This is a genomic window from Psychromonas sp. psych-6C06 (assembly GCF_002835465.1).
In the GTDB taxonomy this organism is placed as follows: Bacteria; Pseudomonadota; Gammaproteobacteria; order Enterobacterales; family Psychromonadaceae; genus Psychromonas.
Genome location: NZ_PIZM01000003.1, coordinates 16,811 through 43,318, shown reverse-complemented (window position 1 = coordinate 43,318; position 26,508 = coordinate 16,811). Strand labels below are relative to the sequence as shown.

Annotated in this window: 21 protein-coding genes; 5 read left to right on the top strand and 16 right to left on the bottom strand. The window is 40.8% G+C overall.

Annotated elements, in window-relative coordinates:
* Positions 1 to 387: 387 nt before the first annotated feature.
* On the top strand, positions 388 to 726 hold the full coding sequence (locus CW745_RS07090) for a hypothetical protein (protein WP_101107968.1): 339 nt from the start codon (positions 388 to 390) through the stop codon (positions 724 to 726).
* A gap of 839 nt (positions 727 to 1,565) precedes the next feature.
* On the opposite strand, the gene priA is transcribed toward CW745_RS07090, so the two are convergent.
* Both priA and CW745_RS07080 read right to left on the bottom strand, forming a co-directional pair.
* The gene (gene priA / locus CW745_RS07085) at positions 1,566 to 3,806 is read right to left on the bottom strand and encodes a primosomal protein N' (RefSeq protein WP_101107967.1); all 2,241 of its coding nucleotides are present in this window, start codon (positions 3,804 to 3,806) and stop codon (positions 1,566 to 1,568) included.
* 90 nt (positions 3,807 to 3,896) lie between these two features.
* On the bottom strand, positions 3,897 to 5,093 hold the full coding sequence (locus tag CW745_RS07080) for a sugar efflux transporter (RefSeq protein WP_101107966.1): 1,197 nt from the start codon (positions 5,091 to 5,093) through the stop codon (positions 3,897 to 3,899).
* A gap of 119 nt (positions 5,094 to 5,212) precedes the next feature.
* On the opposite strand from CW745_RS07080, the gene CW745_RS07075 reads away from it, so the two are divergent.
* Positions 5,213 to 6,073: an AraC family transcriptional regulator gene (locus tag CW745_RS07075; protein WP_101107965.1), complete on the top strand. Its 861-nt coding sequence runs from the start codon at positions 5,213 to 5,215 to the stop codon at positions 6,071 to 6,073.
* Between the two features lie 40 nt (positions 6,074 to 6,113).
* Here the strand turns inward: CW745_RS07075 and udp are convergent, their stop codons facing one another.
* The 14 genes from udp to CW745_RS07005 all read right to left on the bottom strand — a co-directional run bounded on the left by udp (position 6,114) and on the right by CW745_RS07005 (position 22,846).
* Positions 6,114 to 6,869: a uridine phosphorylase gene (udp, locus tag CW745_RS07070; protein ID WP_101107964.1), complete on the bottom strand. Its 756-nt coding sequence runs from the start codon at positions 6,867 to 6,869 to the stop codon at positions 6,114 to 6,116.
* 114 nt (positions 6,870 to 6,983) lie between these two features.
* The gene (gene tkt / locus CW745_RS07065; RefSeq protein ID WP_101107963.1) at positions 6,984 to 8,972 is read right to left on the bottom strand and encodes a transketolase; all 1,989 of its coding nucleotides are present in this window, start codon (positions 8,970 to 8,972) and stop codon (positions 6,984 to 6,986) included.
* A 184-nt stretch (positions 8,973 to 9,156) separates the two neighbouring features.
* Positions 9,157 to 9,558, bottom strand: a complete 402-nt coding sequence (gene cdd, locus CW745_RS07060) for a cytidine deaminase (protein ID WP_101107962.1) — start codon at positions 9,556 to 9,558, stop codon at positions 9,157 to 9,159.
* Positions 9,559 to 9,568: 10 nt separating this feature from the next.
* Positions 9,569 to 10,192, bottom strand: a complete 624-nt coding sequence (locus CW745_RS07055) for a YgjV family protein (RefSeq protein ID WP_101107961.1) — start codon at positions 10,190 to 10,192, stop codon at positions 9,569 to 9,571.
* Positions 10,193 to 10,208: 16 nt separating this feature from the next.
* Entirely contained in the window at positions 10,209 to 11,537 is a 1,329-nt protein-coding gene (gene deoA, locus CW745_RS07050; protein WP_101107960.1) for a thymidine phosphorylase, read from the bottom strand.
* 87 nt (positions 11,538 to 11,624) lie between these two features.
* A complete protein-coding gene (locus CW745_RS07045) occupies positions 11,625 to 12,416 on the bottom strand; it encodes an outer membrane protein OmpK (RefSeq protein ID WP_101107959.1) in 792 nt (263 codons plus the stop codon).
* Positions 12,417 to 12,511: 95 nt separating this feature from the next.
* A complete protein-coding gene (gene deoD, locus CW745_RS07040) occupies positions 12,512 to 13,222 on the bottom strand; it encodes a purine-nucleoside phosphorylase (protein WP_101107958.1) in 711 nt (236 codons plus the stop codon).
* Between the two features lie 106 nt (positions 13,223 to 13,328).
* The gene (locus CW745_RS07035) at positions 13,329 to 14,576 is read right to left on the bottom strand and encodes a phosphopentomutase (protein ID WP_101107957.1); all 1,248 of its coding nucleotides are present in this window, start codon (positions 14,574 to 14,576) and stop codon (positions 13,329 to 13,331) included.
* Entirely contained in the window at positions 14,576 to 15,349 is a 774-nt protein-coding gene (deoC, locus tag CW745_RS07030; RefSeq protein ID WP_101107956.1) for a deoxyribose-phosphate aldolase, read from the bottom strand. The genes CW745_RS07035 and deoC overlap by 1 nt, the downstream gene beginning before the upstream one ends.
* Before the next feature lie 79 nt (positions 15,350 to 15,428).
* Positions 15,429 to 16,694, bottom strand: coding sequence for a NupC/NupG family nucleoside CNT transporter (locus tag CW745_RS07025; RefSeq protein WP_101107955.1), 1,266 nt, complete (start codon positions 16,692 to 16,694; stop codon positions 15,429 to 15,431).
* 41 nt (positions 16,695 to 16,735) lie between these two features.
* The gene (gene tal, locus CW745_RS07020; RefSeq protein WP_101107954.1) at positions 16,736 to 17,686 is read right to left on the bottom strand and encodes a transaldolase; all 951 of its coding nucleotides are present in this window, start codon (positions 17,684 to 17,686) and stop codon (positions 16,736 to 16,738) included.
* Between the two features lie 328 nt (positions 17,687 to 18,014).
* Positions 18,015 to 19,922, bottom strand: a complete 1,908-nt coding sequence (locus tag CW745_RS07015; protein ID WP_101107953.1) for a methyl-accepting chemotaxis protein — start codon at positions 19,920 to 19,922, stop codon at positions 18,015 to 18,017.
* Positions 19,923 to 20,247: 325 nt separating this feature from the next.
* Complete coding sequence (gene ushA, locus CW745_RS07010) at positions 20,248 to 21,933, bottom strand: bifunctional UDP-sugar hydrolase/5'-nucleotidase UshA (protein WP_101107952.1); 1,686 nt, start codon at positions 21,931 to 21,933, stop codon at positions 20,248 to 20,250.
* Positions 21,934 to 22,153: 220 nt separating this feature from the next.
* Positions 22,154 to 22,846, bottom strand: coding sequence for a hypothetical protein (locus tag CW745_RS07005; RefSeq protein ID WP_101107951.1), 693 nt, complete (start codon positions 22,844 to 22,846; stop codon positions 22,154 to 22,156).
* Between the two features lie 164 nt (positions 22,847 to 23,010).
* Here CW745_RS07005 and CW745_RS07000 point away from each other — a divergent pair, with 164 nt between their 5' ends.
* The 3 genes from CW745_RS07000 (at position 23,011) to CW745_RS06990 (ending at position 26,455) form a co-directional block, all read left to right on the top strand.
* The gene (locus tag CW745_RS07000) at positions 23,011 to 24,369 is read left to right on the top strand and encodes a hypothetical protein (protein ID WP_101107950.1); all 1,359 of its coding nucleotides are present in this window, start codon (positions 23,011 to 23,013) and stop codon (positions 24,367 to 24,369) included.
* Between the two features lie 133 nt (positions 24,370 to 24,502).
* Positions 24,503 to 24,715: a 50S ribosomal protein L31 gene (gene rpmE, locus CW745_RS06995; protein WP_101107949.1), complete on the top strand. Its 213-nt coding sequence runs from the start codon at positions 24,503 to 24,505 to the stop codon at positions 24,713 to 24,715.
* Between the two features lie 180 nt (positions 24,716 to 24,895).
* Positions 24,896 to 26,455 carry an AbgT family transporter gene (locus CW745_RS06990; RefSeq protein WP_101107948.1) on the top strand — a complete coding sequence of 520 codons (1,560 nt, stop codon included), beginning with the start codon at positions 24,896 to 24,898 and terminating at the stop codon, positions 26,453 to 26,455.
* Positions 26,456 to 26,508: the final 53 nt, after the last annotated feature.

Sequence of the window (26,508 nt, the reverse complement as noted above, 5' to 3'; positions counted from 1 at the left end):
CTCCGCTGTGCTTCGTGTCGACACCGATGGTGATTTCTTTTTGATTGTTTGTGCAATTCATAATAAGCTGACTCCGCCTTGCTATTCGGGCTCGAGGCCCAGTTGACTATTCGAGTTTAATGCTTGGAGTCCTATACAACGTTCTCACTTGTTAACGGTCTCTCAAATGAGGAGCCTGCAATTTACCGAACTGTTGTATAAGAAGGCTTTGGTTGCAGCCAAAGCTTGGGCCTCACTTTACCTAAACGGGTTTAAAAGGTAACTATTGGGTGGGGTAATTATCCATACAAGTTATTTAAGAGAAAATTAACAGTTGCTATCGCTTGGTGATTATAACCAGCCATTTTCGTAGTTTAACAGGTGTTAGTTGTTTTAGAGGTTTATTGTATGATTCAGTTATCAGGTGAAAATTGGTATGGGAATTTACTGTTTGACACACAGTCGAAAGCCCGTGGAAGAGTACATGGATATTCGTGGTATTTACAGTCGAAAAATAATTCATTAATAATCGAGATTTCTGAAGATCCTTCTATTCCTCCTGAAGAGCTTCCACTAGTTGGCTATGGCTGTGGTGGTTGGTTATTTGAATGTGAGCAAATTAGTTTGGCTAATAATAAAATAGACTTTGTTAATTATATTAATGAAAAACTGTCGTTTGTATTTGAGCAGTTTAGCCAAAATAAGCTCAAGTATCTTGCGCCTGTAAGCTGCCCATGTAGTGAATAGATAAGCAACAAAAGTTAATGGGGTACTTAAACAGAATTAAAAAAGTGGGTTATGTTTCGCTTCTTCATTTGCTATTACTTTTTCTTGCTGGTGAGAGAAAGTAATACCAATTCCGCTAATATAGTGATCAAATATTACGCAGGAAAAAGGAGTTAGTTCAAGGCGAAAATTGATGCAAATGGTTGTTTCCTTTGCGAAATTTTTAACGCTGAAATAGCTTCTTTTAACCAGTAAGATTGATCAGTTATTTAGTGGAGTTGGTATAAGGTCGCCGATAAGGTGAAACCTCTGTATTTTAAGTTTAAATATCGACTGGATGACCGCAGACGAACAGTAAGTATTTCGCCCTTGGCGAGTAAGCGTTTTAGACTCGAAACATGTTTCGAAGGATAAATAAGCATGCTCTTTGAATGGCCGAAAGAAAAGAAACAAAAGAAAGGCCACCCCTACATTTTCTGATTTGCACGTCCTGATTGCACATAACGCACTTTCAAATAGTAAAACCTAGAATCATTTCCGGTATAAAAGCTCAATACGGATAAACAAAGTTTCCGTTTACGTTTTTCTTGATAAATCAATTTCTTTAGCAAGTTGAGGCATGGATGCCTCGACTAAATTCGGTTCCGCACATGGATGTGCGGTCCGATCTGGTGCGTATAAAGGAATTTATTTAGCAAGACAAAAACGTTTCGGAACGGCACTCTTTGCTTACTTTCTCTTGCTGTTGAGAGAAAGTAATGTCGCCGATAAGGCGAAACCACTGCAAAGTAAGTTTAACTACCGACAGGATGAGTGCAGACGAATGAGGTATTCAGATAATGAAAGATCTGGACACACTATCAAACAAAATCAATCGGATCAACATCGATTGACCATCTTACCTTTCGCCCTTCGGGCAATTTATCTAATGCAGGTAATGCTTGCTGTAACGTATTACTGATTAAAGCGCGGTTATCTGCTTGTAATAATAGTTGAAAGCGATATTTTCCGGCGCGTCGCTCCATTGAAGCAGGTATCGGACCTAATACAAATAGACGTGTCTCTATTTTATTAAGTGAGCTAATCTGTTCAATAATCTGCTTACACAAACCTAAAAAACTTTCCGCTAAAGTAGCGTTTTCAGATTCCGCGCGTAATAACGCTTGGAAAGAGTAAGGTGGCAGTTGCGCAAGTTGACGTTCGGTTAATGCATGACGTGAAAATTCGCTATAACCACTATTTACTAACTCTTGCAGTAAACTATGCTCAGGGTGATGGGTTTGTAATAACACTTGCCCACGTTTTTCAGCACGACCAGCACGACCCGATACCTGTGTGTAAAGTTGTGCTAAACGTTCACTTGCGCGATAGTCATTACAAAATAGCGCACCGTCGACATCAATTAATGCCACCAGTGTGACATCGGGGAAATGATGTCCTTTAGCGAGCATTTGCGTGCCTAACAATATTTTGTATTTACCGTTGTTAATATCGGTTAAATATTGATTAAAACTCTCTTTCTTGCGGGTATTATCGCGATCAATGCGTACTGTTGGATATTGCGGAAAAAGTTGTTTTAATGTTTCCTCTAACTGCTCTGTACCCACCCCGGTTGACATCAGTTGTGTTGAACCACAATCATGGCATTGATGTGGAATAGGGTGTGTTGATGCACAGTGGTGGCAGTGCAGGTAGTTTGCGGATTTATGGTAGGTATAAAACGCATCACAGCGACCACATTTTACTAGCCAACCACACTCATGACACATTAAAACAGGGGCATACCCACGACGATTAAGAAACAGAATTACCTGATTGTTTTTCTCAAGATGTTTAGTCATTAATTCAATTAATTGTGGCGATAGCCCTGATTGAAGCGGTAAACCGGCTAGATTAATTAAACTACTGCTTGGTGGCTTGGCATTACCAGGACGCTGCGTCAGATGCAGGTGCTGATATTTCCCTTGTAAGGCATTGTGCAGGGTTTCAAAAGCGGGCGTTGCGGAGCCTAATAAAATGGGGACCTGTTCAACATGAGCGCGTTTTATCGCAAAGTCACGCGCATGGTAACGAAACCCATCCTGCTGTTTAAAAGAGGCATCATGCTCTTCATCTAAAATAATTAACCCGAGATCTTTAAAGTCACTAAAAATAGCACTGCGCGTACCAATGATAATAGCGGCGCTACCCATTTTGGCATGACACCAACTGTCCAATTGTTCACGTGAGTTAAGCGCTGAATGTTTAAGAAAAACAGGCACATTAAAGCGATCTTGAAAGCGCTGTATCGTTTGTGGGGTGAGGCCAATTTCAGGGACAATCACTAATACTTGCTTACCCTGCTGTAAAATGGGTTTAATAATATTAAGATAAACCTCGGTTTTACCACTCCCTGTTATCCCCTCTAACAAGAAACAGTTAAAAGTATCGTTTTGTTGATTCACGGATGTGATGGCTAGCGCTTGCTCAGAAGTTAAATTAGGTTTTTCGTTGCTCTCTGTAAAATTATCTGCCCAGCTTAAGTTCACCTTCGGCTGTTTATCCAACGTCTCTATAATGCCTTTATCGTGCAATGCCTTCAGCGTAACACGCGTAATACCTTGAACTTTTAAATCGCTGGTGGATAAACATTGGTCGCCCAATAACGTCAATGCTTGATGTTGTTTTTTAGCGCGCTTTAGCTCATCAAGGTCGATATCACTCGCTGTACGTTGCCAATGTTCACTGCCTTTAAAGGTCGCCTCTTTGCCCTGGCGAAGGGCGGTAGGAATCGCTTGTTGGTAAACATCGCCAAAGGGGTGTTGATAATAAAACGCAGCCCAACGCAGTAATGACCAAAGCTTGTCGCTTAATAGTGGTTGTTGATCAATCAGTTGGGTGACTTTTTTTAGTTTCTCGATATCGTAATCAAGCGTTGGATTTACCTCACAAATCACGCCTACCATTTGTCGTTTCCCACCAAAGGGCACACGTACTCGGCAGCCGACTAACTGCGCTTCTGGCATACTGAGTTTTTCTGCTAGGTAGTCAGGTAATAAGTAATCAAATGCTTTATGTAGTGGAATCGCTAATGCGACACGGCAAATTATTGCTTTAGTCATCGGCTTTCATCAAAACGAAAAAAGACATTGTAGCGTTTTTCAGAAGGCCGATAATAGCTATTTTTTCTTAAAGCAATACTCAAGTGCCTATTAGGGATAAGCTTCACTGTTATCGGCTGAAGTTATCTGTTTTTCAGCTAAGACTAAAAATAGGATAGCCATGGCACAAAATGCAGATGAAACAATAAAAATAGCGTAATAACTAAAGTATTGTGCAATCAAACCAACCATTAAACTGCTCAGTAATATGCTTAACATTTGGCTATTGCTAAATAGCGTGGATGCGAGGCCCATCTGTTTTTTCATCAGGTCTTGCACTACGACCATACCTAAACAGGCATTAATGCCAATAAACAAGCCATTAAACAGCTGCAAAACCATAAACTGCCACGGCGCAGTGGCGATTAATAAGCCACCATGGAAAATAAGGCCACTAATACAAGCCACAAAAATAAGCTGCTGTGAGCCAAATCGGCGCGATAAATATCCGGCACTGAGCATGATAGGTATCTCAATAAAGGCCGCTATCCCCATAAAATATCCCGCCCACTTAGAGGCGAACTGTAGCTCTTGGGTGACATAAAGGCTAATCGAGGTGATGTACATACTATTCGCGCTGAAGGCAAAAAAGATACACAGTAAAAAGAATAGGACACCCGGAATCTGTTGCCATCGCACTAATTTCTCTGGGCGTTTAGAAACTTCAAGGTGCAGGTTGGGTAGCCCTGCAAAAACAATGATAAATACCATCGCCCCACAACTCGCTGCAATCAGGAAGGTTTGTGTAAATCCAAACAGATCATTGACTAAAAATGCTAAGGGTGGCGCAACAACCCAAGCAACAGCAATCGAAGCACGCATCATGGTGACAAAAAATACCGCTTTTTCACCTAAATACTTATCGGCATAGTTACGTCCCATGGCAAATATTTGCGGTAATGAGCAGGCACTAAAGGACATAAAGAAGATAACCGAAGCCAGTGCAATATAATAATTACGGGTCAGCGCCAAAATAACCGTCGACACCACAAAGCCAAGTTGGCCCATTAAAATAATGCCTTTTCGGCTTGCGCCTTGGTCTGATTTTTTTGCAAAGTATTGCGAAACGGCAACGCCACTTATTATCATCACTGCAATAAGGATACCCATACTAATCGGCGATACTTTTAACTCGTCGATAAGGTATAAGCTAAGCAGTGGCGAGATAAAGGCCGAGCTAAAGCCATTAAATAAACAGGCACATAAATAGATTAATGGGTGTCGGCGTAATAAGACCTTAAATGACATGATGTTTCCTCAGCGTTTTTGTTGCTTGCTAAGTTACGCCTTAATTGCCAGACAAGTGATAAATAAACACCATTTTCTGATACTATTGTTTCATTGTTAAGCCATTAAAAGAAGTTTTCATGAAACCAAGCATTGAGAAAATCAGTCATAAGCCTGACTTTGGTTGGCGAATTCAATATTATCATGGCTGTGATTCTCAGTTTGATTGGCACTATCATTTTGAGTATGAGCTGGCTTTACATCGGAATTTTAGTGGCCAAAAATTTGTTGGGGATTATATTGGCCCGATTGAACATAACGACCTTTCTCTTTATGGCCCTAAACTGCCACACACCGTGACTTTTGAAAACTGCCCTGAAAATGCAGATAACGAAACCTATATTATTTGGTTTAGTCAGAGCTGGGTGAATAGCTTAATAAATACTTTTCCTGAGATGCAACCATTAAAGGCGATGCTAGATGGAGCATTGCAGGGCATTCAATTTAGTAGCGAGTTATCCGAACGGGTCTTCTCATTATTAGTTAATCATCAGCGGCTTAGCCCTGCCTTAGCGGTCGCAAATATTATTGAGATACTGGTACTGTTGAGTGAGTCGCCACAGAGCAAACGCTTAAACAGCTATCACCAGCAAGGTTTACAAGAGCAGGGAGATAAAGAGTTAAAACTGGTAGAAAAAATTTCGTTATATATTGAAAAAAACTATCGCAATGATATTAAATTAGTTGATTTATGTAACCATATTCATGTCAGTAAAAGTACCGTATCACGCCTTTTTGAACGCCATTTTTTAAGTTCATTTTCGCAACACTTAGCAGAGTATCGCTTAGGAAAAGCCTGCGAGTTGTTGGTGAATAGTGATACCAGCATTGCAGTGATCGCTGATATGGTCGGTTTTAATAATATCTCTAACTTTAACCGCCACTTTAAAGTGAAAAAGCAGATGAGCCCTAAACAGTTTAGAAATTTATTTTCACAATAACTGGCTATTAACTGATTAGGGCTATTTTTAAGTTGCTTATCTAAAGCATCTTTTTCGCGGCTGCCACAACAATGGCAATGGCATTCACTTCGGTTTTCTTCATAGTTGCTTCATCCGGAATCTCCTGCTGGGTGCGGTTTACAATCACCCCTGCCACACAAGCTGCTTTCCAACCTTGTGATGCACACATAGTAAACAGAGTTGAGGACTCCATTTCGTAGTTTAGTACACCGAGATCTTGCCACTCTTGCATCGAACCTTTAAAGCGACGTGTTACTCGGCCAGATACCGTGTCGTATCGTTCTTGGCCAGGATAAAAAGTATCAGAAGAAGCCGTTATACCAACATGTGGCTCAATACCAGCATCGCGACAAGCCGCTACCATTGCGGTTGTCGCTTCAAAGTTTGCGACTGCCGGAAATTCCATTGGTGCAAAATGTAAACTCGCTCCATCAAGGCGAACAGCTGCTTGTGTAACAATGACATCACCGGGGTTAATATGCGATTGTATTGCGCCTGTTGTCCCGATGCGCAAGAAGCTGCGTACACCTAATTGTGCTAACTCTTCTACTGCAATTGAGGTAGATGGACCGCCAATGCCGGTAGAACAAACCACTACTGCTTTACCATCAATGTATGCAAGGTAGCTGGTATATTCACGATGACTGGCAAGGAAGGTTGCATTGTCCATTAGCTCTGCAATTCGTTTTACTCGCTCAGGGTCGCCCGGTACGATTGCAACGGTTGCACCATCTAACATTGCTTTTGTTAAACCTAAGTGAAATACATCTGACATATCAATATCCTTTTTCATTTTTGTAAATGTCCAAACTGCTGTATTAAAGTCTGCGCATTTACAATTTTTTGTATATAAAAGCACCGCAAGTATCGGTGCTGATTAAGTTACTATTTATAAACTATTTGCGTTATTAACAATATTTTCGACAGTAAAACCAAATATTTCAAAGAGTTGCTCTGCTGGAGCTGATTCGCCAAAGGTAGTCATACCAATCACTTTGCCGTTTAAGCCAACATATTTGTACCAGTAGTCTGCAATGCCTGCTTCAATTGCGATTCGTTTGGTAACTGTTGGTGGTAATACTGCATCTTTATATTCAGTGCTTTGCTTATCAAATTCATCAGTACATGGCATTGAAACAACCCTTACTGCTTTGCCTTTGGCTGTTAATTGTTGATGTGCTTGCACTGCTAATTGCACTTCAGAGCCCGTTGCAATTAAGATAATTTCTGGCGCGATTGATGAATCTAATAATATATATCCCCCTTTAGCTACATTCGCTAAGGTAGCTGCATCTCGTGGTTGAGGTTGCAGATTTTGGCGACTAAAAATTAATGAGGTGGGGCCATCTTCACGCTCAATTGCGCTTTTCCATGCAACGGCTGATTCCACGCTGTCACAGGGTCTCCAGCTATTCATGTTAGGCGTTAATCGTAAACTTGCAATTTGCTCAACGGGTTGGTGAGTAGGACCATCTTCACCAAGACCGATAGAGTCATGGGTGAATACTTGAATTGCTCGAATCTTCATGAGTGCCGACATACGTAATGCGTTACGTGCATATTCCATAAACATTAAAAATGTTGCACCGAAGGGTACAAAGCCTCTATGTAGCGAAATACCGTTAATGATGGCAGCCATGGCAAATTCGCGGACGCCATAGTGTAAGTAGTTACCTGATGCATCATCGGCTGTGATGGCTTTTGTACCTGACCACATGGTTAGGTTCGATGGTGCTAAATCTGCAGAGCCACCTAACAGCTCTGGTAAGATTTTAGCGAACTCTTCGATACAGTTTTGTGATGCTTTACGGGTGGCGATATTTGCTGAGTTTGCTTGTAATGCTTCGATATAATTGGTTGATTTCTCTTCCCACTCTTTCGGAAGTTGTTCATTAATACGGCGTGTGTATTGCGTAGCTAGTTCCGGATAAGCTTGCTCATAAGCAGCGAATTTTTCATTCCAGCTTTGCTCTAACCTTTGCCCTTTTTGCGTCGCATCCCAAGCTGCATAAATATCCTCTGGGATTTCAAAAGCTTGGTAATTCCAACCTAAGGCTTCACGAGTAGCAATGACCTCATCAGCGCCTAATGGTGCACCGTGGCAGTCATGTGTACCTTGCTTATTTGGAGAGCCAAAACCAATCACTGTTTTACAGCAGATCATGCTCGGCTTTTCTGTTTCAGCTTTAGCGCTAATAATGGCGGCTTTAATCTGCTCTGCATCATGGCCATCGACTTCAATAACTTGCCAGCCATATGAACGGAATCGAGCTGGTGTGTCGTCGCTAAACCACCCCTCCACTTCACCATCAATTGAGATGCCGTTATCGTCCCAAAAAGCGATTAATTTACCTAATCCCAGTGTACCTGCTAGCGAACATGCTTCGTGAGAGATCCCCTCCATTAAGCATCCATCTCCTAAAAAAGCATAGGTGTAATGATCCACTATTTGATGATCTGGTTTATTAAATTGTGCGGCTAAACTGTTTTCGGCAATCGCCATACCTACTGCATTAGCAATACCTTGTCCGAGTGGACCTGTTGTTGTTTCGACACCTGCAGTGTAGCCATATTCTGGGTGACCCGGAGTGCGCGAGTGTAATTGACGAAAGGCTTTAATATCTTCAATTGATAGCGAGTAGCCACTTAGGTGTAGGAGTGAATAGATAAGCATTGAGCCGTGGCCATTGGATAAAATAAAGCGATCACGATTAGCCCAATCTGGGTTATTTGGGTTGTGTTGTAAAAAGTCAGACCATAGCACTTGGGCAATATCAGCCATGCCCATCGGGGCTCCTGGGTGGCCTGAATTTGATTGTTGTATTGCATCCATGCTTAAAGCGCGGATTGCATTTGCTTGTTGTTGTCGCGTGGTCATTGTTCGCTCCTGAAATAAATGATGCAAGTAGTTTATTTATTGTTCAGGCTTGAAAATGAGATCTTGATCGAGGCTAGGGCGAATAAAGTTAAGATATTAATTACGCTTACAAAATGTGGTGTTTTAGACCTAACAGAAAAGAAAAGACTGTATTTAAATTGTTTAAATACAGTCACCTATGATTTTAAAGCTCAGCGCCCAAAAAGCCAAATGGCAGGAGTTCTGCAATTGTATGCTCTTTAACATCGCTTTCTGATGCGTAACAATAAATACGCGTATCGTTTAGTGATTGTTCTGCAATAACCTGTCGACATGGTCCGCAAGGGTAAGCTTGAACCAACTGTTTTGCTGCATTACGCGCCAAAATATGCACCTCCTGCAGATCGCCTATTTTAGCGCCCTCAGTGACGGCTGTTTGGATTGCGTTTCTCTCTGCGCAGTTTGTTGGTGAGTAGGCTGCAGACTCTACATTAACTCCCTTAAAGGTTCGTCCATCTTTTAATACTACGATTGAAGCAACATTAAAGCCTGAGTAGGGGGCGCATGATGCATCGAGTAATGTGTTTAATTGCTGAAAGTAGTTCATCTGAAGCCTCTTATAGTCTTTTTTGATAAAGTTGTTTGTCGTCGCGATTTTCACAGGTAAAGCCCATTTTCTGTAAATAGAAGCAGTGATCTTTATCGGTCGCGTAGGTTTTTAATCGGGTAATACCTTTCTCTTTTAAAAATGCTGGATGCTGATTAAAATAGTAATCTCCCAGTTTGTAATCACGATACTTGGTTGGTACAAAATCCACAAAAATAGTAAACGTCCCATCTTCCTCTTTAAAGCCCGCTAAAATACCGGCGATGTTGTCATCACGCAGCATGTAAAAAGAGGTGTTTACCTCGCTTAATGCTTTGATACTGACTTGTTTATTTATCTCTGTTTGATTAATCGCGATAAAGTGCTGGTAATAAGCTGAATCAATCTCTGCATCTAGCAATTTAAACTGCTCTTTAGTTTTATAGATTTGATATAAATAATAGACGTTAATCAGTGCAATACTGCCATTGGCGACGGCTACTGGCCATAATCCAGTGAGCATGCCGTAGTGTGCAAAAATGAGACATCCAAGAAAGTTAAAAATTCTTAGTTTGATAATCGAGCTCATGGTGAGTGAAATAAAGACCACTAACGATGCAAGATATCCGTACCACTCAATCCAATTTAATTCCATTTTTTCGTCCTATTTTTTATGATGCGCGTATGTGTTGATAAATTTGTGTTTCAGCTAATGGTTTCACTGCGCTGTAACTTACCGCTTGCTGAATAATGTTTGCCGAAGCTTGCCATTGTGCTTCATTGTTTGCATGGATCATCGCTAATGGCTTGTGTTCATCGACCTGTGCGCCAAGGCTGATGAAATCACTAAAGCCAACTGCATAATCGATGCTGTCAGTTGACTTCATTCGCCCACCTCCCATTTTGACGACTCCCATTCCTATTGCACGCGTATCCATCGCGTTGACATAACCTTGCTCAGTGGCATAAACAGGGCGGATAATCTTCGCACGGGGTAGATAAATTTCACTTTTTTCGACAAAGTCGTGAGGCCCACCTAAGAGCGCTATCATCTTCGAAAAGGTTTCCGCTGCTTTTCCATTATCAAGTACGGCTTGAAGTTTAGTTGTTGCTTCTGTTTCACTCTTGGCTAACCCACCTAGTAATAACATTTCACTGCACAACGCCATGGTGATTTGATGTAAACGAGGATTAACCTGTTTACCCGTTAAAAAGTTAACGGCCTCTTGCACTTCAGTGGCATTACCGGCACTGCTGGCTAAAAGTTGGTTCATGTTGGTGAGTAGGGCGGTGGTTCTACAACCTGCACCATTGGCAACACTGGCGATGCTAGTTGCAAGATCGGTTGCGCTTTCATAGGTTGGCATAAAGGCGCCACTTCCAGTTTTAACATCCATGACTAAAGCGTCTAATCCTGCTGCTAACTTTTTTGATAGGATAGAAGCGGTGATCAATGGGATAGATTCTACAGTGGCTGTCGTATCGCGAGTTGCATAAAAACGCTTATCAGCAGGGGCTAAATCGCCACTTTGTGCAATAATAGCAACGCCAACTTGGCTAATCGTTTGTCTAAATTTATTGGTATCTACACTGGTTTGATAACCGGGGATAGCATCTAGTTTATCGAGTGTGCCACCAGTATGTCCAAGACCTCGACCAGAAATCATCGGTACATAGCCCCCGCAGGCAGCGACCATTGGACCGAGCATTAAAGAGATAACATCACCGACACCACCCGTTGAGTGCTTATCAACAATTGGGCCGTTGAGTTGCAATGATGACCAATCAAGGACTTGCCCTGAATCGCGCATGGCGCAGACAAGTAAAATGCGTTCATCCATGTTCATATCTTGAAAGTAGGTGGCCATTGCAAAGGCTGCAATTTGGCTTTCGGTGATGGTGTTGTTGGTTATACCTTGGATGAAAAAGTTGATTTCCTGCGCTGATAAAGCAAATCCATCACGCTTTTTGGCAATTATTTCCTGTGCTAAGAATGTCATTGCGTTAACTCCTCTTTTTAATTTTACCGGCCATTGACGACCGGTAAAATATGACCCTTTTTGCAGGGCAAAAAGGGTCTTTAGGGATTAGAATTTGTAAGTTGCAGCGATGTAATGGCTGAAACCACTTGTTTTGCCTGCTAAACCGCCATCTTTAAGTGCATACACATCGTTGTAAGCTTTTAGGCCGTAACCCAGTGCGAAGTTATCTGAATGCCAGTAGATACCGTTAAACATTGCACCACCACTTGATGAATGTAATGCGTCAAATGAGTCGTCGTAACCAAACTGGTAATCAAGGTAACCTTGGTATGCGATAAATGAGCCGTTTCCAAAGAAATAAACAGGTTTGAACCAGTTAGTTGAAATTTGGTAACCGTTCCACTCTTTTGCATTAACATCGTAGTAGCTGTATAGGTTTAAGCCAATTTTACCTAACCATGGCACCATCACATCTGATCCTAGGCCAATCGAGAAGTTATTCACGCTACTATCTCCGTTTACATTGTAAACTGAGGCAACGTACCATTCTTGTATAGGCCCTACAGAAAGGTCTGTGCTAAACAAACCATCTAACGAAATACGAGGAGCTAGTTTGGCAAACATTTTTGCTTCTCCAGCTTTATCTGAGCTATCACTGTTGGTTAAGTTAAATACGTCAACATAACCGTAGTAATCTAATACTCCAGCACGGCCACCAAACTCAAGCTCTAGGTAATCGTGCGAAGATTCGCCCGGTAATTCATCTACCGCATACATTAAGTTTGCTTGCATCCATTTGTAATCGTTTTTACTTCTATCACCATCTGAGTAATCAGCAGCCAAAGCAGGTGCTGAACCAAGAGCGAATAAACTTGCTGCAATTATTGTTTTTTTCATTGTTTCTTCCTTGTTTTCCATCGTTTTTTAGAATGTGTACTTGAGCAACATTGCCGTATACATCTTGTTGCTTTTAATTTTTTAATACCTACCAGTTAAAATGTCACTGCGGCATCAAGTGCAATTAAAATCATTTCGTTAAAGCTTGTTTGACGCTCATCTGAAGTGGTTTTTTCACCCGTTCTGATATGATCTGAAACAGTTAAAATACACATCGCTTTCGCGCCATTCTCAACGGCCACTGCATAAATACCAGCGGCTTCCATTTCCACACCTAGAATGTCGTATTTTTCTAGAACATCAAAAATTTCAGGCTCTGAGGTATAAAAAGTATCAGCAGAAAAAATGTTACCGACTTTTACATCAATCTTACGTGCGCGTGCTGCGTTAACTGTTTTTTCAAGTAGCCCATAATCTGCAATGGCAGAGTAGTCGTGACCACCAAAACGGATACGATTACATTTTGAGTCGGTCGATGCGCCCATACCAATCAGTACATCAAGTACTTTTACATCTAGACTTACTGCGCCACAGCTACCGACACGAATAATATTTTTCACACCGTATTCGGTGATCAGCTCATGTGCATAGATAGAGCAAGAAGGAATGCCCATACCATGGCCCATTACTGAGATACGTTTACCTTGATAGGTACCTGTAAAACCGAACATGTTTCTTACATCGGTGACTTGCACCACATCTTCTAAAAATGTTTCTGCAATGTACTTCGCGCGAAGTGGATCACCCGGCATTAAAACGGTTTCTGCAAATGCACCATCGGCAGCATTAATATGAGGTGTTGTCATGATATCTCTCCAAAATTTGTCTAAAAAGTAAGCTAAATAGGGTTTTTAGCGTGCGTTAATTTAGCGCGAGGTATTTCCCCCTCACGCGATTGACTGTTTAAAAAAATTATTTAAATATGCTGGTGCCGTAATCTAAAGCAGGTAATGCGTGATAATCGGCGATAGATTGACCAATATCAGCAAAGGTATCGCGTAAACCAAGCGAGCCCGCTTTGACCTTCGCACCATAAAATATAGCGGGAATATGCTCACGTGTATGATCGCTTCCTGGCCAAGTGGGATCACAACCATGATCTGCAGTTAACACTAAAAGATCATCTTCGCCCATTAACTCGAACATTTCAGGTAGGCGTGAGTCGAAATATTCTAAGGCAGATGCATAACCGGATATATTACGACGATGCCCAAAATCGGCATCAAAGTTAACAAAGTTAGTAAAGATGATGGTTTGATCTTGCGCTTGCTTAAGTTCGCTTAAGCTAGCATCAAATAATCCATCTACTCCAAATGCTTTCGTCGCTTTAGTGATTCCTTGGTCAGCAAAAATATCGGCAATTTTACCAATACTAACAACATGACCACCGCTGGCTTTCATATTATCCAGTAAGGTTGCAGAAGGCGGTGTCACCGAATAATCGTGGCGATTTACCGAGCGAGCAAAATTAGCTGACTCTGTGCCGATGAAAGGGCGAGCAATAACGCGACCAATATTATATTCATCCACTAATTCACGTGCTAATTCACAAAGCTTATATAAGCGCTCTAAACCAAAGCTTTCTTCGTGGCAGGCAATTTGGAAAACACTGTCAGCAGAAGTGTAAAAAATGGGCTTACCAGTTTTGATGTGCTCTTCACCTAGCTCTTCTAAAATAACCGTACCCGATGAATGGCAGTTACCTAAATAGCCAGGGAGATCAGCACGTTTTACTAACTCATCAAGTAGTGATTGTGGGAAACTATTTTGTTTATCTGAGAAGTATCCCCAATCGAATAATACTGGCACGCCGGCAATTTCCCAGTGGCCACTAGAGGTATCTTTACCGGTAGAAAGCTCTTTCGCATAACCATAGGCACCAATTGGTGTCACTGTTTGATCACAACCCGCTGGGAAAACACCTGAGCTTTCAAAGCAGGCTTGACCAAAGCCAAGTTTATTAAGGTTAGGGATATTAAGTGGCCCACTTCGGCCTTCTTCAGCTTTGCCCTCTGCACAAGCTTTGGCGATATGGCCTAAGGTATTAGAGCCTGTATCATTAAACGTACTACCATCGGCATTTGTACCAATAAAAGTATGTGCATCTGCAGCACCGCCAATGCCAAATGAATCAAGTAATAAAATAATAGTGCGCTTCATTAGTATGCTCCTTGTTCAACAACAGCATCGCTGAGGTTTAGCTCGTTCAGTAAACTCACTAAAAGGGTTGATGCGCCAAAACGGAAATGGTCGGTATTTACCCAATCATCGCCCATGATATCGCGGGCCATTTGAAGATATTGCAGTGCTGTTTGTGCATCTTTAACACCACCAGCAGCTTTAAAGCCTACCTGTTTACCAGAGTCTTTAATTGCTTCAAGCATGACTTTGGTTGCTGCTAGTGTTGCATTTACCGCAACTTTTCCCGTTGATGTTTTAATGAAGTCTGCACCCGCTGCAATACAGATATCACTGGCTTGTTTAATTAACGCATCGGTTTTTAATTCCCCTGATTCGATAATTACTTTTAATACTACTTTTGCACCACAGATTGCTCGACAACCTGCAATCATTTGTGCGCCTATCTCACTGTTACCTGCAATTAAAGCTTGGTATGGGAAAACCACATCAACTTCATCTGCGCCGTAAGCAACAGCTGCACGGGTTTCAGCAAATGCGATATCCAGATCATCATTGCCGTGTGGAAAGTTGGTTACAGTAGCAATTTTTATCGTTGCGCTGTTTTGTAGTGCTAATGTTTTACGTGCAATGGGGATAAAGCGTGGGTATATACAAACCGCTGCCGTATCACCTGCTGCTGTTTTTGCGTCCTTGCATAACTGAATTACTTTCGCATCGGTATCGTTATCATTTAATGTTGTTAAGTCCATTAGTGAAATTGCTTCTTTTGATACATTTTGTAGTGTATTCATTATGTTATACCTGTTTTTTTGGTTGCCACCACATCAGTGGTGGCGAGATGATTAAACGTTATATTTGTTAGTTCATCGATTATGAAACTATCGCTGCGCCACTTAGTGCGAAGAAAATACCAACCAGTGTTGCACTCATGAAGTTAGATAGCGTACCTGCAAGTACTGCTTTAACACCTAAGCGTGCAATATCAGCGCGACGAGAAGGGGCTAGTACACCTAATCCACCTAATAAAATAGCCAGTGAAGATAAGTTTGCAAAGCCACACAGTGCAACAGTTACGATAACCTGAGAATGTGCGCTTAAAGAGTCACGCATACCGATGAAATCGATGTAAGCAACGAATTCATTTACCACTAGTTTCTGACCTAATAAGCTACCTACTTGTGTTGCTTCAGACCATGGAATCCCGATCAGGAATGCTACTGGTGCAAAGAGGTAACCTAAAATTTGTTGTAGTGATAATGCTTCTAGACCAAATACGCCACCAAAAGCACCTAACATGCTGTTAATTAATGCAATTAGTGCGATGAATGCGATTAACATACCACCTACGTTTAGGGCTAGATGTAGGCCAGATGAAGCACCTGATGCGGCTGCATCAATCACGTTTACAGGTTTGGCTTCTGCTTCTGGTGAATCATCTGCAATGATATTGTTATTTACTTTCTCTGTTTCAGGTAGCAAAATCTTGGCCATTAATAGACCACCTGGTGCTGCCATGAATGACGCGGCAATAAGGTAATCTAGACTGACACCTAATGATGCATAACCGACTAATACTGAACCTGCAACGGATGCTAAGCCACCACACATCACAGCAAAAAGCTCTGATTGGGTCATATTTTTAATATAAGGCTTAACCACTAAAGGCGCTTCGGTTTGGCCGACAAAAACATTAGCGGCTGCCGACATTGATTCAGTTCGGCTTGTACCAAGCATTTTCTGTAGTGCGCCACCGAAAATCTTGATGATAAACTGCATAATACCAAGGTAATAAAGTACACCCATAAAGGCCGCAAAGAAGATAATGACGGGCAATACTCTAAAGGCAAAAACAAATCCGCCACCGCCAAATACTTCAAACATTTTGCCTGAGACTAACCCACCAAATAGAAAGTTAATCCCTTCGTTGGCACTATCAATGACAATTTGTACACCGCCTGAAATAGACCCAAGAATGCTCGCACCGAAAGGGGTGAGTATTACAAAGGCTGCGATCGCGGTCTGGATGGCAAAAGCGCCCCCTACAGTGCGTAAGTTGATTGCTTTACGATTACTGGAAAAAATAATCGCGATTAATAAAAGGGAAATAATCCCTACTAGTCCCATTACAATATGCATGTTAACTCTCCGTTGTTGATAATAGTTGTATAAAATGGTGTTTAAAGACGATCTTTGATCATCTCTTCTAAGGTGTTTTGGTCAATCGCAAAATTACGAATGCCCTCTGCTAGTTTTTCCACCGCCATCGCATCTTGGTTATGTGCCCACAAGAATTGTGCTTCCGTTAACGGGGCTGGTTTTTCATCTAGCGTGTTTGCTGCAGTGAGTTGTGTGATTACCTCTCCCTCTGATTCACTTAGCTCCTGTAAAAGCTGTGGGCTAATAGTGAGGCGATCACAGCCTGCTAATTGCAATATTTCACCTGCGTTTCGGAAACTTGCGCCCATTACAACGGTTTTGTAGCCATGTGTTTTGTAGTAGTTATAGATAGAGGTGACTGATTTTACGCCCGGATCATTTTCTGGGGTGAAATCTTTGCCTTCGCTTTTTTTGTACCAGTCCATAATTCGCCCAACGAAAGGTGAAATAAGGTACACGCCTGCCTCTGCGCAAGCTTGTGCTTGTGCAAAAGAAAACAGTAAGGTTAAGTTACAGTTGATTCCCTCTTTTTCTAAAATTTCAGCTGCCCGGATACCTTGCCATGTTGCTGCTAATTTAATCAGGATACGTTCATTACCAACGCCTGCATCGTTGTATAATTTGATCAGTTGGCGCGCTTTACGAACACTTGCTTGAGTATCGTATGAAAGCTTTGCATCGACTTCTGTTGATATACGCCCCGGTACAATCTTTAAAATCTCTTTACCAATGTTAACGGCCAACATATCGCAACTGTCATCAATCTGTTGAGATTGGTCATCGCTTTGTGTTTTTGCATATTGGATAGCATTTTCGATGAGTGGTGCGTAAGCGCTAATTTGTGCTGCTTTTAAAATAAGCGATGGATTCGTCGTTGCATCTTGTGGCTGATACAATTTAATTGCTTCAATATCACCAGTATCTGCTACCACGGTGGTTACTTTTCGTAATTGATCTAATTTACTTTCCATGAATATCGCCTTTTACTTTGTTTGTTGTTTTTGTTTTGTTGATGTAAAACCTATGTTCTTTTATAAAAAACGTCCACTAATGTATATATATTTATCAACATAATTAGCGCTCTGTGCCTTTAATCATGGGCATTGTTTCCCAGTGCGAAACATACCTACTGTTTTTTGAATTGGACGTTGTTTTTGAGATGCAATGATTTTAGGTAGTTATTGCTGTAGAAATTGTGAGCTAGATCGAGCGTGCTGAACTTCTTTTAATAATTATTCTTTAACTTACAAAATGTGTTGTTTGAGGGGAAGTAAAAAAGGGGGCAGGGCCCCCATGCGGTTATAGTTTAAATGACCGCACTAAGCGGTCTAAATCCTTTGCCATCAAGCTGAGTGACTCACTTGACGTTGCTATATTCGCCGCGCTATTTGCACTCTCCTCACTGCTGTCGCTAATGCTGTGCACATGTGTATTTATCTCATTAATAACGACGGATTGCTCTTCTGTGGCTGTTGCAACTTGCGTATTTAAATCAGATATTTGCTGAATGTTTTGCACAATTTCGTTTAATGCTTGGTCAGTTTTTTGTGCGGATTGAACGCCAACTTCGGCACTTTTTTTTGTGTCTGCAACACTCTCAACAGCTAGCTGTGATTCATTTTGGAGTTGAGTGATCATTTGATTTATTTCATCGGTTGAATCACTGGTACGTTTCGCGAGACTTCTTACTTCATCGGCAACAACAGCAAAGCCTCGGCCTTGCTCACCAGCACGCGCTGCTTCAATGGCTGCATTGAGTGCGAGTAGATTAGTTTGCTCTGATATTCCTCTGATCACATCAATGACACTGCTAATTGCACTGCTTTTCTGTGCTAGTGAGCTGATATTAGTCGAAACAGAGTCCATATTTTTTGCCATGGCAAGGATGCTTTGCGTCGATTGATCGACAATGCTTTGCGCTTCGGATGCTTGATCGCTCGATTGATTGGTTACTTGAGACGCATGAGAGGCATTACTGGCAATTTCTGCAATGGTTGACCCCATCTCATTAATTGCCGTTGCAACTTGTGTCGCGATATCTCGTTGTGCTTGAGCGACAACTTTCGATTGGTTAGCATCCTGATATATAGTGCTAGATGCTTGGCGCACCTCGATGGAAGTATTCGCTACATCACCCACAATGGAGTGAATTTTACTAATAAAGCTGTTAAAACCTTCGCCAAGCCTTTTTACCTCTTCGCTACTATTGGTCGGTAAACGATAGGTCAAGTCGCCATCGGTTTCGCCTAGGTGCTTAAATAGTTGTGCAAGCGTGTTGATCGGTTTTATTAAGCTTTTAGCGAGTAAAACGCTGACAATTGCAAAGATAATCACAGTGACTAATAACCAGAACATCATATAATTTTGTGACTCATTCAGGGCTGAATAAAGCTCCGCTTTGGGCACTTCTGCGATAACGTACCAGCCCAGACTTGGGATATAACTGCTGGCGATAATTAATTGTTCTGTATTTTTAAAGGCGAAGTTTTGCTGCGATAATAAGGGTTGTGCATTAAATTGATAAAGTGCACCTAGGTTTTGTGTTTCACTGAAACTTTTATTTTGATGTACTTTCACTAGTCCATCTTTATCTACAAGATAAACAAAGCCTGTTTTTTCAATTTGGAAGCTATTTAGGTAATCGACCATATCATTAAAAGACTTTGATACGCCTGACATTCCTCGCCCATCAAGTTGCTGATAATTTACAAATACATCTACGTCGCCATTTTCATAGGTATAAGTGCTGGCGGACTCTTGTTGTCCACTGTCCCGTAAAGCAAAAAACCAGCCGTCTGCGCTATCATTCTTTAATACACGTAAAAAACCGTCTTGATTCCAGAATTTTGCACTTTGTCTATCGGCAAAGGAGGTATTACTAAATTGGTTGTCTTTACTTATTTGCGATAACGTTTGAACTATCAAAGGCTCTTCTGCGCTTGGTGCCCCTTGTGCTAACCATTGAAGCAATAGAGGGTGAGTGGCAATTGACTTACTGAGCACTTTCATCTCTGAAATATCCCCATCTACAGCATTACGTACACGTTGTAATAAATTAGGTAGATCAGATTGTTCTAATCGCTGTGTCAGTAGTGCCTTATTTTTTGCATTTCCGACAAAGCCAACAATACTCGCTGGAATAATGGTGGCCATTAACATCGCGATTAACAGCTTATTGCGAAGGGATAACGTGCTTAAAAAGTACATGAAGTGCTCCGTGATTAATTGAGAGGAAAAAAAATGTCGCCTACAGCGTAGTGGCGACATTACATTTTAGATAGGTATTGCGTACCGATTACTTAAAAAGCATTGAAATCGGCATTAATTAACCTCAATTCTGGTTAATGGAAGCGTTATGGCGTTTAAAATCATGATGTTGCTACTTTTATAATACAGTGCCGTTAGTTTTGCGTAGTTCAAGGAAAATTATCGTCGCAATAACGGGTTATTGGTAGATGATTTAACGCTGAAGTTCGCGGAAATAGCGGTATTGTATCGCTTTGCTTATCCAGAACTGAGGTTATTTAAGTATTTACAGCTGACAGCCGTGCACACTTAATGAGTTGCTATAAACAACGTTATTTGCTGGCGTGAACTCACCGGCAGTTATCGTTTTTTTGTCTTTTAAGAAGCTATATAAAACTTCTGCATCCACATAACCTGTCATTACCGGGTTTAATTTAGGGTAGCCATCGCCACCAGCTGCATTATAGCTTGGGACAGTAAAGCTGTATGACTCACTCGCGTTATAACCTTTGCCATTAATATCACTAATTTCTACGCTACCTGCGCTACAGTCTACAGTCATAGAGATGCCAACTAATTGTGCGTAAGCGCCTGAACCAATCTGTAATGTCGCGACAGTATTTAGGTATTCACTGATTTGTGCACCGGTCATTGTGCTTTTGGTTATGGTGTTTGCAAAAGGTTGTACGGTCAGTACATCTTTGTAGGTGATATCACCACTGGCAATTGAAGCTCGTACCCCTCCTGAATTCATGATACCAATGTCTGCGCCGACTTTTGCAGCTTGCGCTGTTGCCAGTAAGTGGCCTAAATTGGTCTGCATATAACGTACATTATTGCGTTCACCATCTAACAGTTCAGCAGTGCTGGCGATCACTTCGTTAAGTTGCTCTTGTCCCTGCTCTTGGTAGGTACGTAATGTCTCTAATAAATCGCTGTTTGGTGCGATTTCATCACCAATTAATACCCGATCACCCGCTTCATTCTTTTCTTTTAAATTTACCGGAATAAGGTTGTAACTGACTAAGTGCAAGGTATCGTTAAAGTATTCAAAATCTGCACGTCCAACATATTTCCCCCATTCATGCGCTTGCATGATGTAGGTACCATTTTGTTGTTCAGGTTTACACTCTCCACCGGGTGTAAATTCGGCATATTTATCACTTTCAGGCTCCATACAGACAGGGTTTTGAGAGTGCCCGCCAACCACAAGTTGCAAATCGCCTACTTCAAGTGCGCGCGCCATAGCCACATCGCCTGGTGCGTTACTGCCATGTTTACCATCTTCGTAGTGGCCCATATGTGTAGCAGCAAAAATAAGATCTGCACTGCCTGCATCATTGATCTCTTCAATCACTTTTTTGATTTCAGTGGTTGGGTTAGTAAACGTTAAGCCACTAATAAATTCTGGGTTACCAATTTTGACAGTATCTTCAGTAGTTAAACCTATTACTGCTATTTTGATACCATTGACCGTAAATATTTTGTAGGCATCAAAGTAGCGCTCACCGGTGCTTTTATTATAGATATTAGCCGCTAACATTGGGAAGTTAGCCAGCTCGCGTTGCATCTCGACAACACTCAGTGGGTTATCAAATTCGTGATTTCCGACTGCCATTGCATCGTAACCGATAGCGTTCATACCGATAAAATCGGGCTTTGCGTCTTGTAGGTCTGACTCAGGCACGCCTGTATTAATATCACCACCCGATAATAATAAGACTTCTCCGCCACTTTGTGCGACTTCATCTCTAATGTTATCAATCAGGGTTTTACGTGCAGCCATACCATATTCACCATGTGAGTTTTCCCAAAAACGACCGTGATTATCATTGGTATGTAATAGGGTAAATGTTTTACAGCTGTCGCCAGCTTCTGCACAGGTAGTAGGTGGTGTTAAATCCTTGCTATCACAACCAGCTAGGGCGATCAAAACCGCAACACTTAATAATCCTCGTTTTGCTCCATTCATGTTTATTCCTTTTTCATCAATTATTTAATAGGTTTGGTTTGTGCACAAAAGAGAGTTTATTTATTGAACAAAAGAGAAAAAGTGATGTAGATCGATAGAAAATTATTTATAAAAAATAATTGTAACTTAATTACAAAATCTGTTGTTGGGGGAGAGGAGTGATTGAATATGAGGATATTAGGCTAGCATTTGTAGTCTGCTAGCCCTGTTTATTAAATGCTTATTCAACCGGTGTAAACTGTGTACCATTTAGGTAGTAGTTAGTGCCGTTACTCGTATAATCAATTTCAATATTACTGCTATTTTTACCTTCAATAATAACTTTACCTGTGAGGTTATAATTACTGTCGATAACCAGTGAAGGGTTAGTGCTCACTGTAACTTCACCCACTAAACCAGGCAGGGCAATATCATAATCGACTTTGTAGGTCATGGTGGTTTTTGCGGAGTCACCTTTGACACTCATTTGGATATCCATATCGATATAATTGTCTGCAGTGACTGTGCGCATATCTCCTGACAGTGTGATTGAAACAGAGCTTAAATCCTCTGAAACATTGCCTTTACCGCTAATCTTACCATTTTGAACAGTGTCGATTTCATGCATACAATCAGTAAAGGTGAGGCCTGCTTCAAATGAGCCATCGCTATTTTCTGAGAAACTTTCTTCCATTGAACCACTAAATGCACATTCAGAAGATGTTTTAGTTCTGCTTATATTTGACTGGCTATCAATAAAGCTATCGCTGATCATTTCAAAGTTACTGGTTAGATCGATAAGTTCAGATGCATTACTTTCTTCGATTTCAATCAGTTTGGTATCTTCGATGACCTTAGTGATTTCGTTGTCACTAGAGCTACCACACCCGAATAATAAAGCCGGAACTAATGCGCTTAATAGTAATTTTTTCACTTTTTACTCCTTTATTTAATGATGTCGCATTTATACTTTGTTTACTATTTTTTTTCAATGATATAAGACAATAATTAATGTTATAGGTGACTGAGAAATATGGATTAACCCCGTTTTTTTGACTATGCTGTTTATACTTTATTCATTCAATATGTTGTTATTAAATGCTGAGATTTACGAAAGACTTTAACTGTTGTAAAACGGTCGCTTGCGAAAACTTTGGCGTAAGTGAAAGTGAAACCTATATACAACGCAGTGAACGTTTAGGTTATCTTTCGACTGAATGTAAACTGTGTGGCAGTAATCCACCTTGGATAAATAACGCGTTAGTTGAAGCGGTATTAGCTGAAAAGTTAACCCAACAATTTGGCGGTAAAGTGGTGGGATGTAAAAAATGTAGCCCATATTTTTTTCTCGCGCCTATTCCGCCAGCTAAATTACATGGTTTTACTTCGGCGGGCACACAGCGTAAAAAATGTAACCAGTGTGGTCATGTCTTCACTCTGCCAGAATTTAAAAATATCGATGCGTTAAAGTTAGTGCTTGCATCGGTGTTGAGTAAAAAAGAGATAAAAGTAGCAATTAAAGAGAGTGGGCTATCGGCGCGTTTGTATTATTTTTATTTGAATAAACTGGCGGTTATTTTATCAAACTTTAGTCGCTTGCGTGAACAGGTATTATTGAGCGCTGAATACTTGGGCTTGCACAGCGAAGGCCGGCTCATTCAACTGAGTCACCAGCGTGGTATCTACGGCCTTTTTACAGCGGAGATAACAAGCGGTTATATTCTGCTACAAACGAATAATTTAACTAATGAAACCATTGAAGATGCATTTCTTTATCAAGAAACAGAAAGTACGATGGTGGCTAACGTTGAATCAGGAAATATTGAAACGGTCATCTTGGATCGTTATCAAAGTAATTTAAAACGCAATCATTTCGAACAACTTATTGCTGGCGATCTTAAACCTATTTCAAACTGTAATGCTATTTATCCCGATAAAGTTGCTTATATTCACTTTCAGCTTTTAAAGATGTTTACAGAAAGTGTTGAGCGATATGAGCACTTTATTGAGCATGAAAGTACACTAAGAGCGGGGGCATTAATGTCATCGTTAGAAGCACTAAAAAGCAATTCTGCGGATGTTTACTTTTTTTTACCTTTTCAAGGAATAAAAGAAAACTTAACAGGCAAGCCATTAGGTTGGTGGAATGATATTTGGTTTACTAATCAAGTGGGAGGCTTTTGTCCTATTACTTGCAAATTAAAGGATTCACCAGACTTTGCATTAAAAAAAGGCGATGCGATTGAAAATTTTTATTGTTATTTAAGTGTGAATATTAATAAAAATGTAAACAGCATGCGGGTGATCGATAACTTATCGGAAATATACCGTACGCTCTATAATTACTGTGATATCAAAGATGAAAGAAGTACTGCAATGGCATTAGGTTTAACCGATAAAGTGTATCTGCCCGAGCAATTATTAGAAGAGGCGATTAAACAGTTAACGGGAAAATAATAGCAGTTGTATTTAGTGAAAAGCTTGTTTATAATTCGCGCCTTAAATTTTAATGATAAATACGTGTGGTACTTTGTTGATGAAATAGTTCATCAAGCTGAGCAGCGACACGGACCAATAGAGGTTTTCCAAAATGCAAAACGCAATTCACCCAGAATACAAAGAGATCACAGCAACTTGTTCTTGTGGCAACGTAGTACAAGTTGGCTCAACAGTTTGTAAAGATATCACACTAGATATCTGTGGCGCTTGTCACCCATTCTACACAGGTACTCAACGTGTTGTTGATACTGGTGGTCGTATTGACAAGTTCAAAAAACGTTTCGGTTCACTTTCTTCTAAATAAGATTGTTGAAACAAACGCATTAAAGGTATCTTCGGATACCTTTTTTTATGCCTAAAATTTACCATTCTTCTACGTACTTTTTTCAACGTATTCATAAGCAATATCAAAATTTCATTGAAAAGGTTAGTTTAGACTAGCCTGACTATTCACTTATCTGTAAACCTAATTCTAGGAGTCTTAATGAGTAAGCAAACGATCAACGGAAGTGTCACGGCATCAACCAAAGGAATGGATCGTTTTTTAAATTTTATAGAAAAAACCGGTAATAAAATCCCTGATCCCGCACTACTATTTTTTTGGGGGTTATTATTAGTCTGGGGATTATCTGCCATATTTTCACAGTTTTCATTTGGCTTAGTGCATCCGATCACAAATGAAGCGGTAGAAGTAAACAATCAGTTAACTGGTAGTGCATTAGCTAATTTTTTAGCGAATATGGTAACCACTTTTACCAGTTTTGCACCGCTTGGTATTGTATTGGTCGCGATGTTAGGGGTTGGTGTCGCTGATTCATCAGGTTTCATTAATACTGCACTTAAAAATATGCTTCGCTTTACGCCAGCTAAACTCTTAACGCCAATGCTTATTTTAGTGGCAATTATGTCACATACGGCCGCCGATGCGGGGTATGTATTGGTTATCCCACTCGGTGGTATTATCTTTCATGCTGCAGGGCGTCATCCATTAGTAGGAATAGCAGCTGCTTTTGCTGGTGTATCTGGTGGTTTCTCGGCTAACTTTATTCCTTCTGGTATTGACCCACTTATTGCTGGCTTCACACAATCTGCAGCTCAAGTTTTTGATGCTAATTATATTGTTAATCCGCTGTCAAATATCTACTTCACTGGACTCTCTTCTCTTTTGATTGTGGCCGTTGGTTGGTGGGTTACTGAAAAAGTGATTGAACCGCGTTTAAGCAAAATTGAGATCGATGAAGATGCAGAAGAGGTACAAAACCTAGGAGATATTAGTCCACAAGAGCAACGTGCATTTAATCGTGCGTTATTAGCAATGGGCGCGGGAATTGCACTTTTAATCGTGTTATTGATTCCAGAAACATCACCTTTACGCTCAAGCACTGGTGACCTTACCTCTTTTGATGCGCCCATTATGCGCTCAATTGTGCCTCTTATTTTTATCCTGTTTATTATACCCGGTGTTGTTTACGGGCGCATGATCGGAAAATTTAAAACCAATGATGATGTTATCAAATCTATGTCTCATACCATGGGGACAATGGGTAGCTATATTGTTATGTCTTTCTTCTGCGCTCAATTCTTGGTGGCTTTTAGCCAATCTAATATTGGTGTTATTCTCGCGTTATATGGTGCGCAATTTTTACAGTACCTTGCACTACCAGGCCAGTTCACAATTGTCGGTATGATTCTATTAACCGCTTTTATCAACTTAATGGTCGGTTCTGCTTCCGCAAAATGGGCACTAATTGGCCCTATTTTAGTGCCTATGTTGATGGCGGTAAATATCTCGCCTGAGTTATCACAAGCGGCTTACCGTGTGGGGGATTCCGTTTCTAATATCATTTCACCATTGATGGTATTTTTCCCGCTGGTGGTCGTTTACTGTCAACGTTACGTTAAAAGTACTGGTATTGGGACATTGGCTTCGATGATGATGCCATACTCAATTGCGATGCTGATTGCCTGGACACTGTTCCTTTTAGCATACTGGGGATTAGGAATTCCACTGGGCATTCAAGCTTCTTATACTTACCCTCTATAACGTATTAATAGCAAAAGAATTAAAAAGGTGATCAGTCTTACTTGCTAAAATTT

Bases quoted from the DNA above. Each gene is read 5' to 3' on its own strand.
- priA (WP_101107967.1), bottom strand. From the start codon at position 3,806: ATGACTAAAGCAATAATTTGCCGTGTCGCATTAGCGATTCCACTACAT.
- CW745_RS07045 (WP_101107959.1), bottom strand. From the start codon at position 12,416: ATGAAAAAAACAATAATTGCAGCAAGTTTATTCGCTCTTGGTTCAGCA.
- deoA (WP_101107960.1), bottom strand. From the start codon at position 11,537: ATGACATTCTTAGCACAGGAAATAATTGCCAAAAAGCGTGATGGATTT.
- rpmE (WP_101107949.1), top strand. From the start codon at position 24,503: ATGCAAAACGCAATTCACCCAGAATACAAAGAGATCACAGCAACTTGT.
- tal (WP_101107954.1), bottom strand. From the start codon at position 17,686: ATGGAAAGTAAATTAGATCAATTACGAAAAGTAACCACCGTGGTAGCA.
- CW745_RS06990 (WP_101107948.1), top strand. From the start codon at position 24,896: ATGAGTAAGCAAACGATCAACGGAAGTGTCACGGCATCAACCAAAGGA.
- CW745_RS07055 (WP_101107961.1), bottom strand. From the start codon at position 10,192: ATGGAATTAAATTGGATTGAGTGGTACGGATATCTTGCATCGTTAGTG.
- CW745_RS07025 (WP_101107955.1), bottom strand. From the start codon at position 16,694: ATGCATATTGTAATGGGACTAGTAGGGATTATTTCCCTTTTATTAATC.
- CW745_RS07075 (WP_101107965.1), top strand. From the start codon at position 5,213: ATGAAACCAAGCATTGAGAAAATCAGTCATAAGCCTGACTTTGGTTGG.
- ushA (WP_101107952.1), bottom strand. From the start codon at position 21,933: ATGAATGGAGCAAAACGAGGATTATTAAGTGTTGCGGTTTTGATCGCC.
- deoD (WP_101107958.1), bottom strand. From the start codon at position 13,222: ATGACAACACCTCATATTAATGCTGCCGATGGTGCATTTGCAGAAACC.
- udp (WP_101107964.1), bottom strand. From the start codon at position 6,869: ATGTCAGATGTATTTCACTTAGGTTTAACAAAAGCAATGTTAGATGGT.
- deoC (WP_101107956.1), bottom strand. From the start codon at position 15,349: ATGAATACACTACAAAATGTATCAAAAGAAGCAATTTCACTAATGGAC.
- CW745_RS07035 (WP_101107957.1), bottom strand. From the start codon at position 14,576: ATGAAGCGCACTATTATTTTATTACTTGATTCATTTGGCATTGGCGGT.
- CW745_RS07000 (WP_101107950.1), top strand. From the start codon at position 23,011: ATGCTGAGATTTACGAAAGACTTTAACTGTTGTAAAACGGTCGCTTGC.
- CW745_RS07080 (WP_101107966.1), bottom strand. From the start codon at position 5,093: ATGTCATTTAAGGTCTTATTACGCCGACACCCATTAATCTATTTATGT.
- tkt (WP_101107963.1), bottom strand. From the start codon at position 8,972: ATGACCACGCGACAACAACAAGCAAATGCAATCCGCGCTTTAAGCATG.
- cdd (WP_101107962.1), bottom strand. From the start codon at position 9,558: ATGAACTACTTTCAGCAATTAAACACATTACTCGATGCATCATGCGCC.
- CW745_RS07090 (WP_101107968.1), top strand. From the start codon at position 388: ATGATTCAGTTATCAGGTGAAAATTGGTATGGGAATTTACTGTTTGAC.
- CW745_RS07015 (WP_101107953.1), bottom strand. From the start codon at position 19,922: ATGTACTTTTTAAGCACGTTATCCCTTCGCAATAAGCTGTTAATCGCG.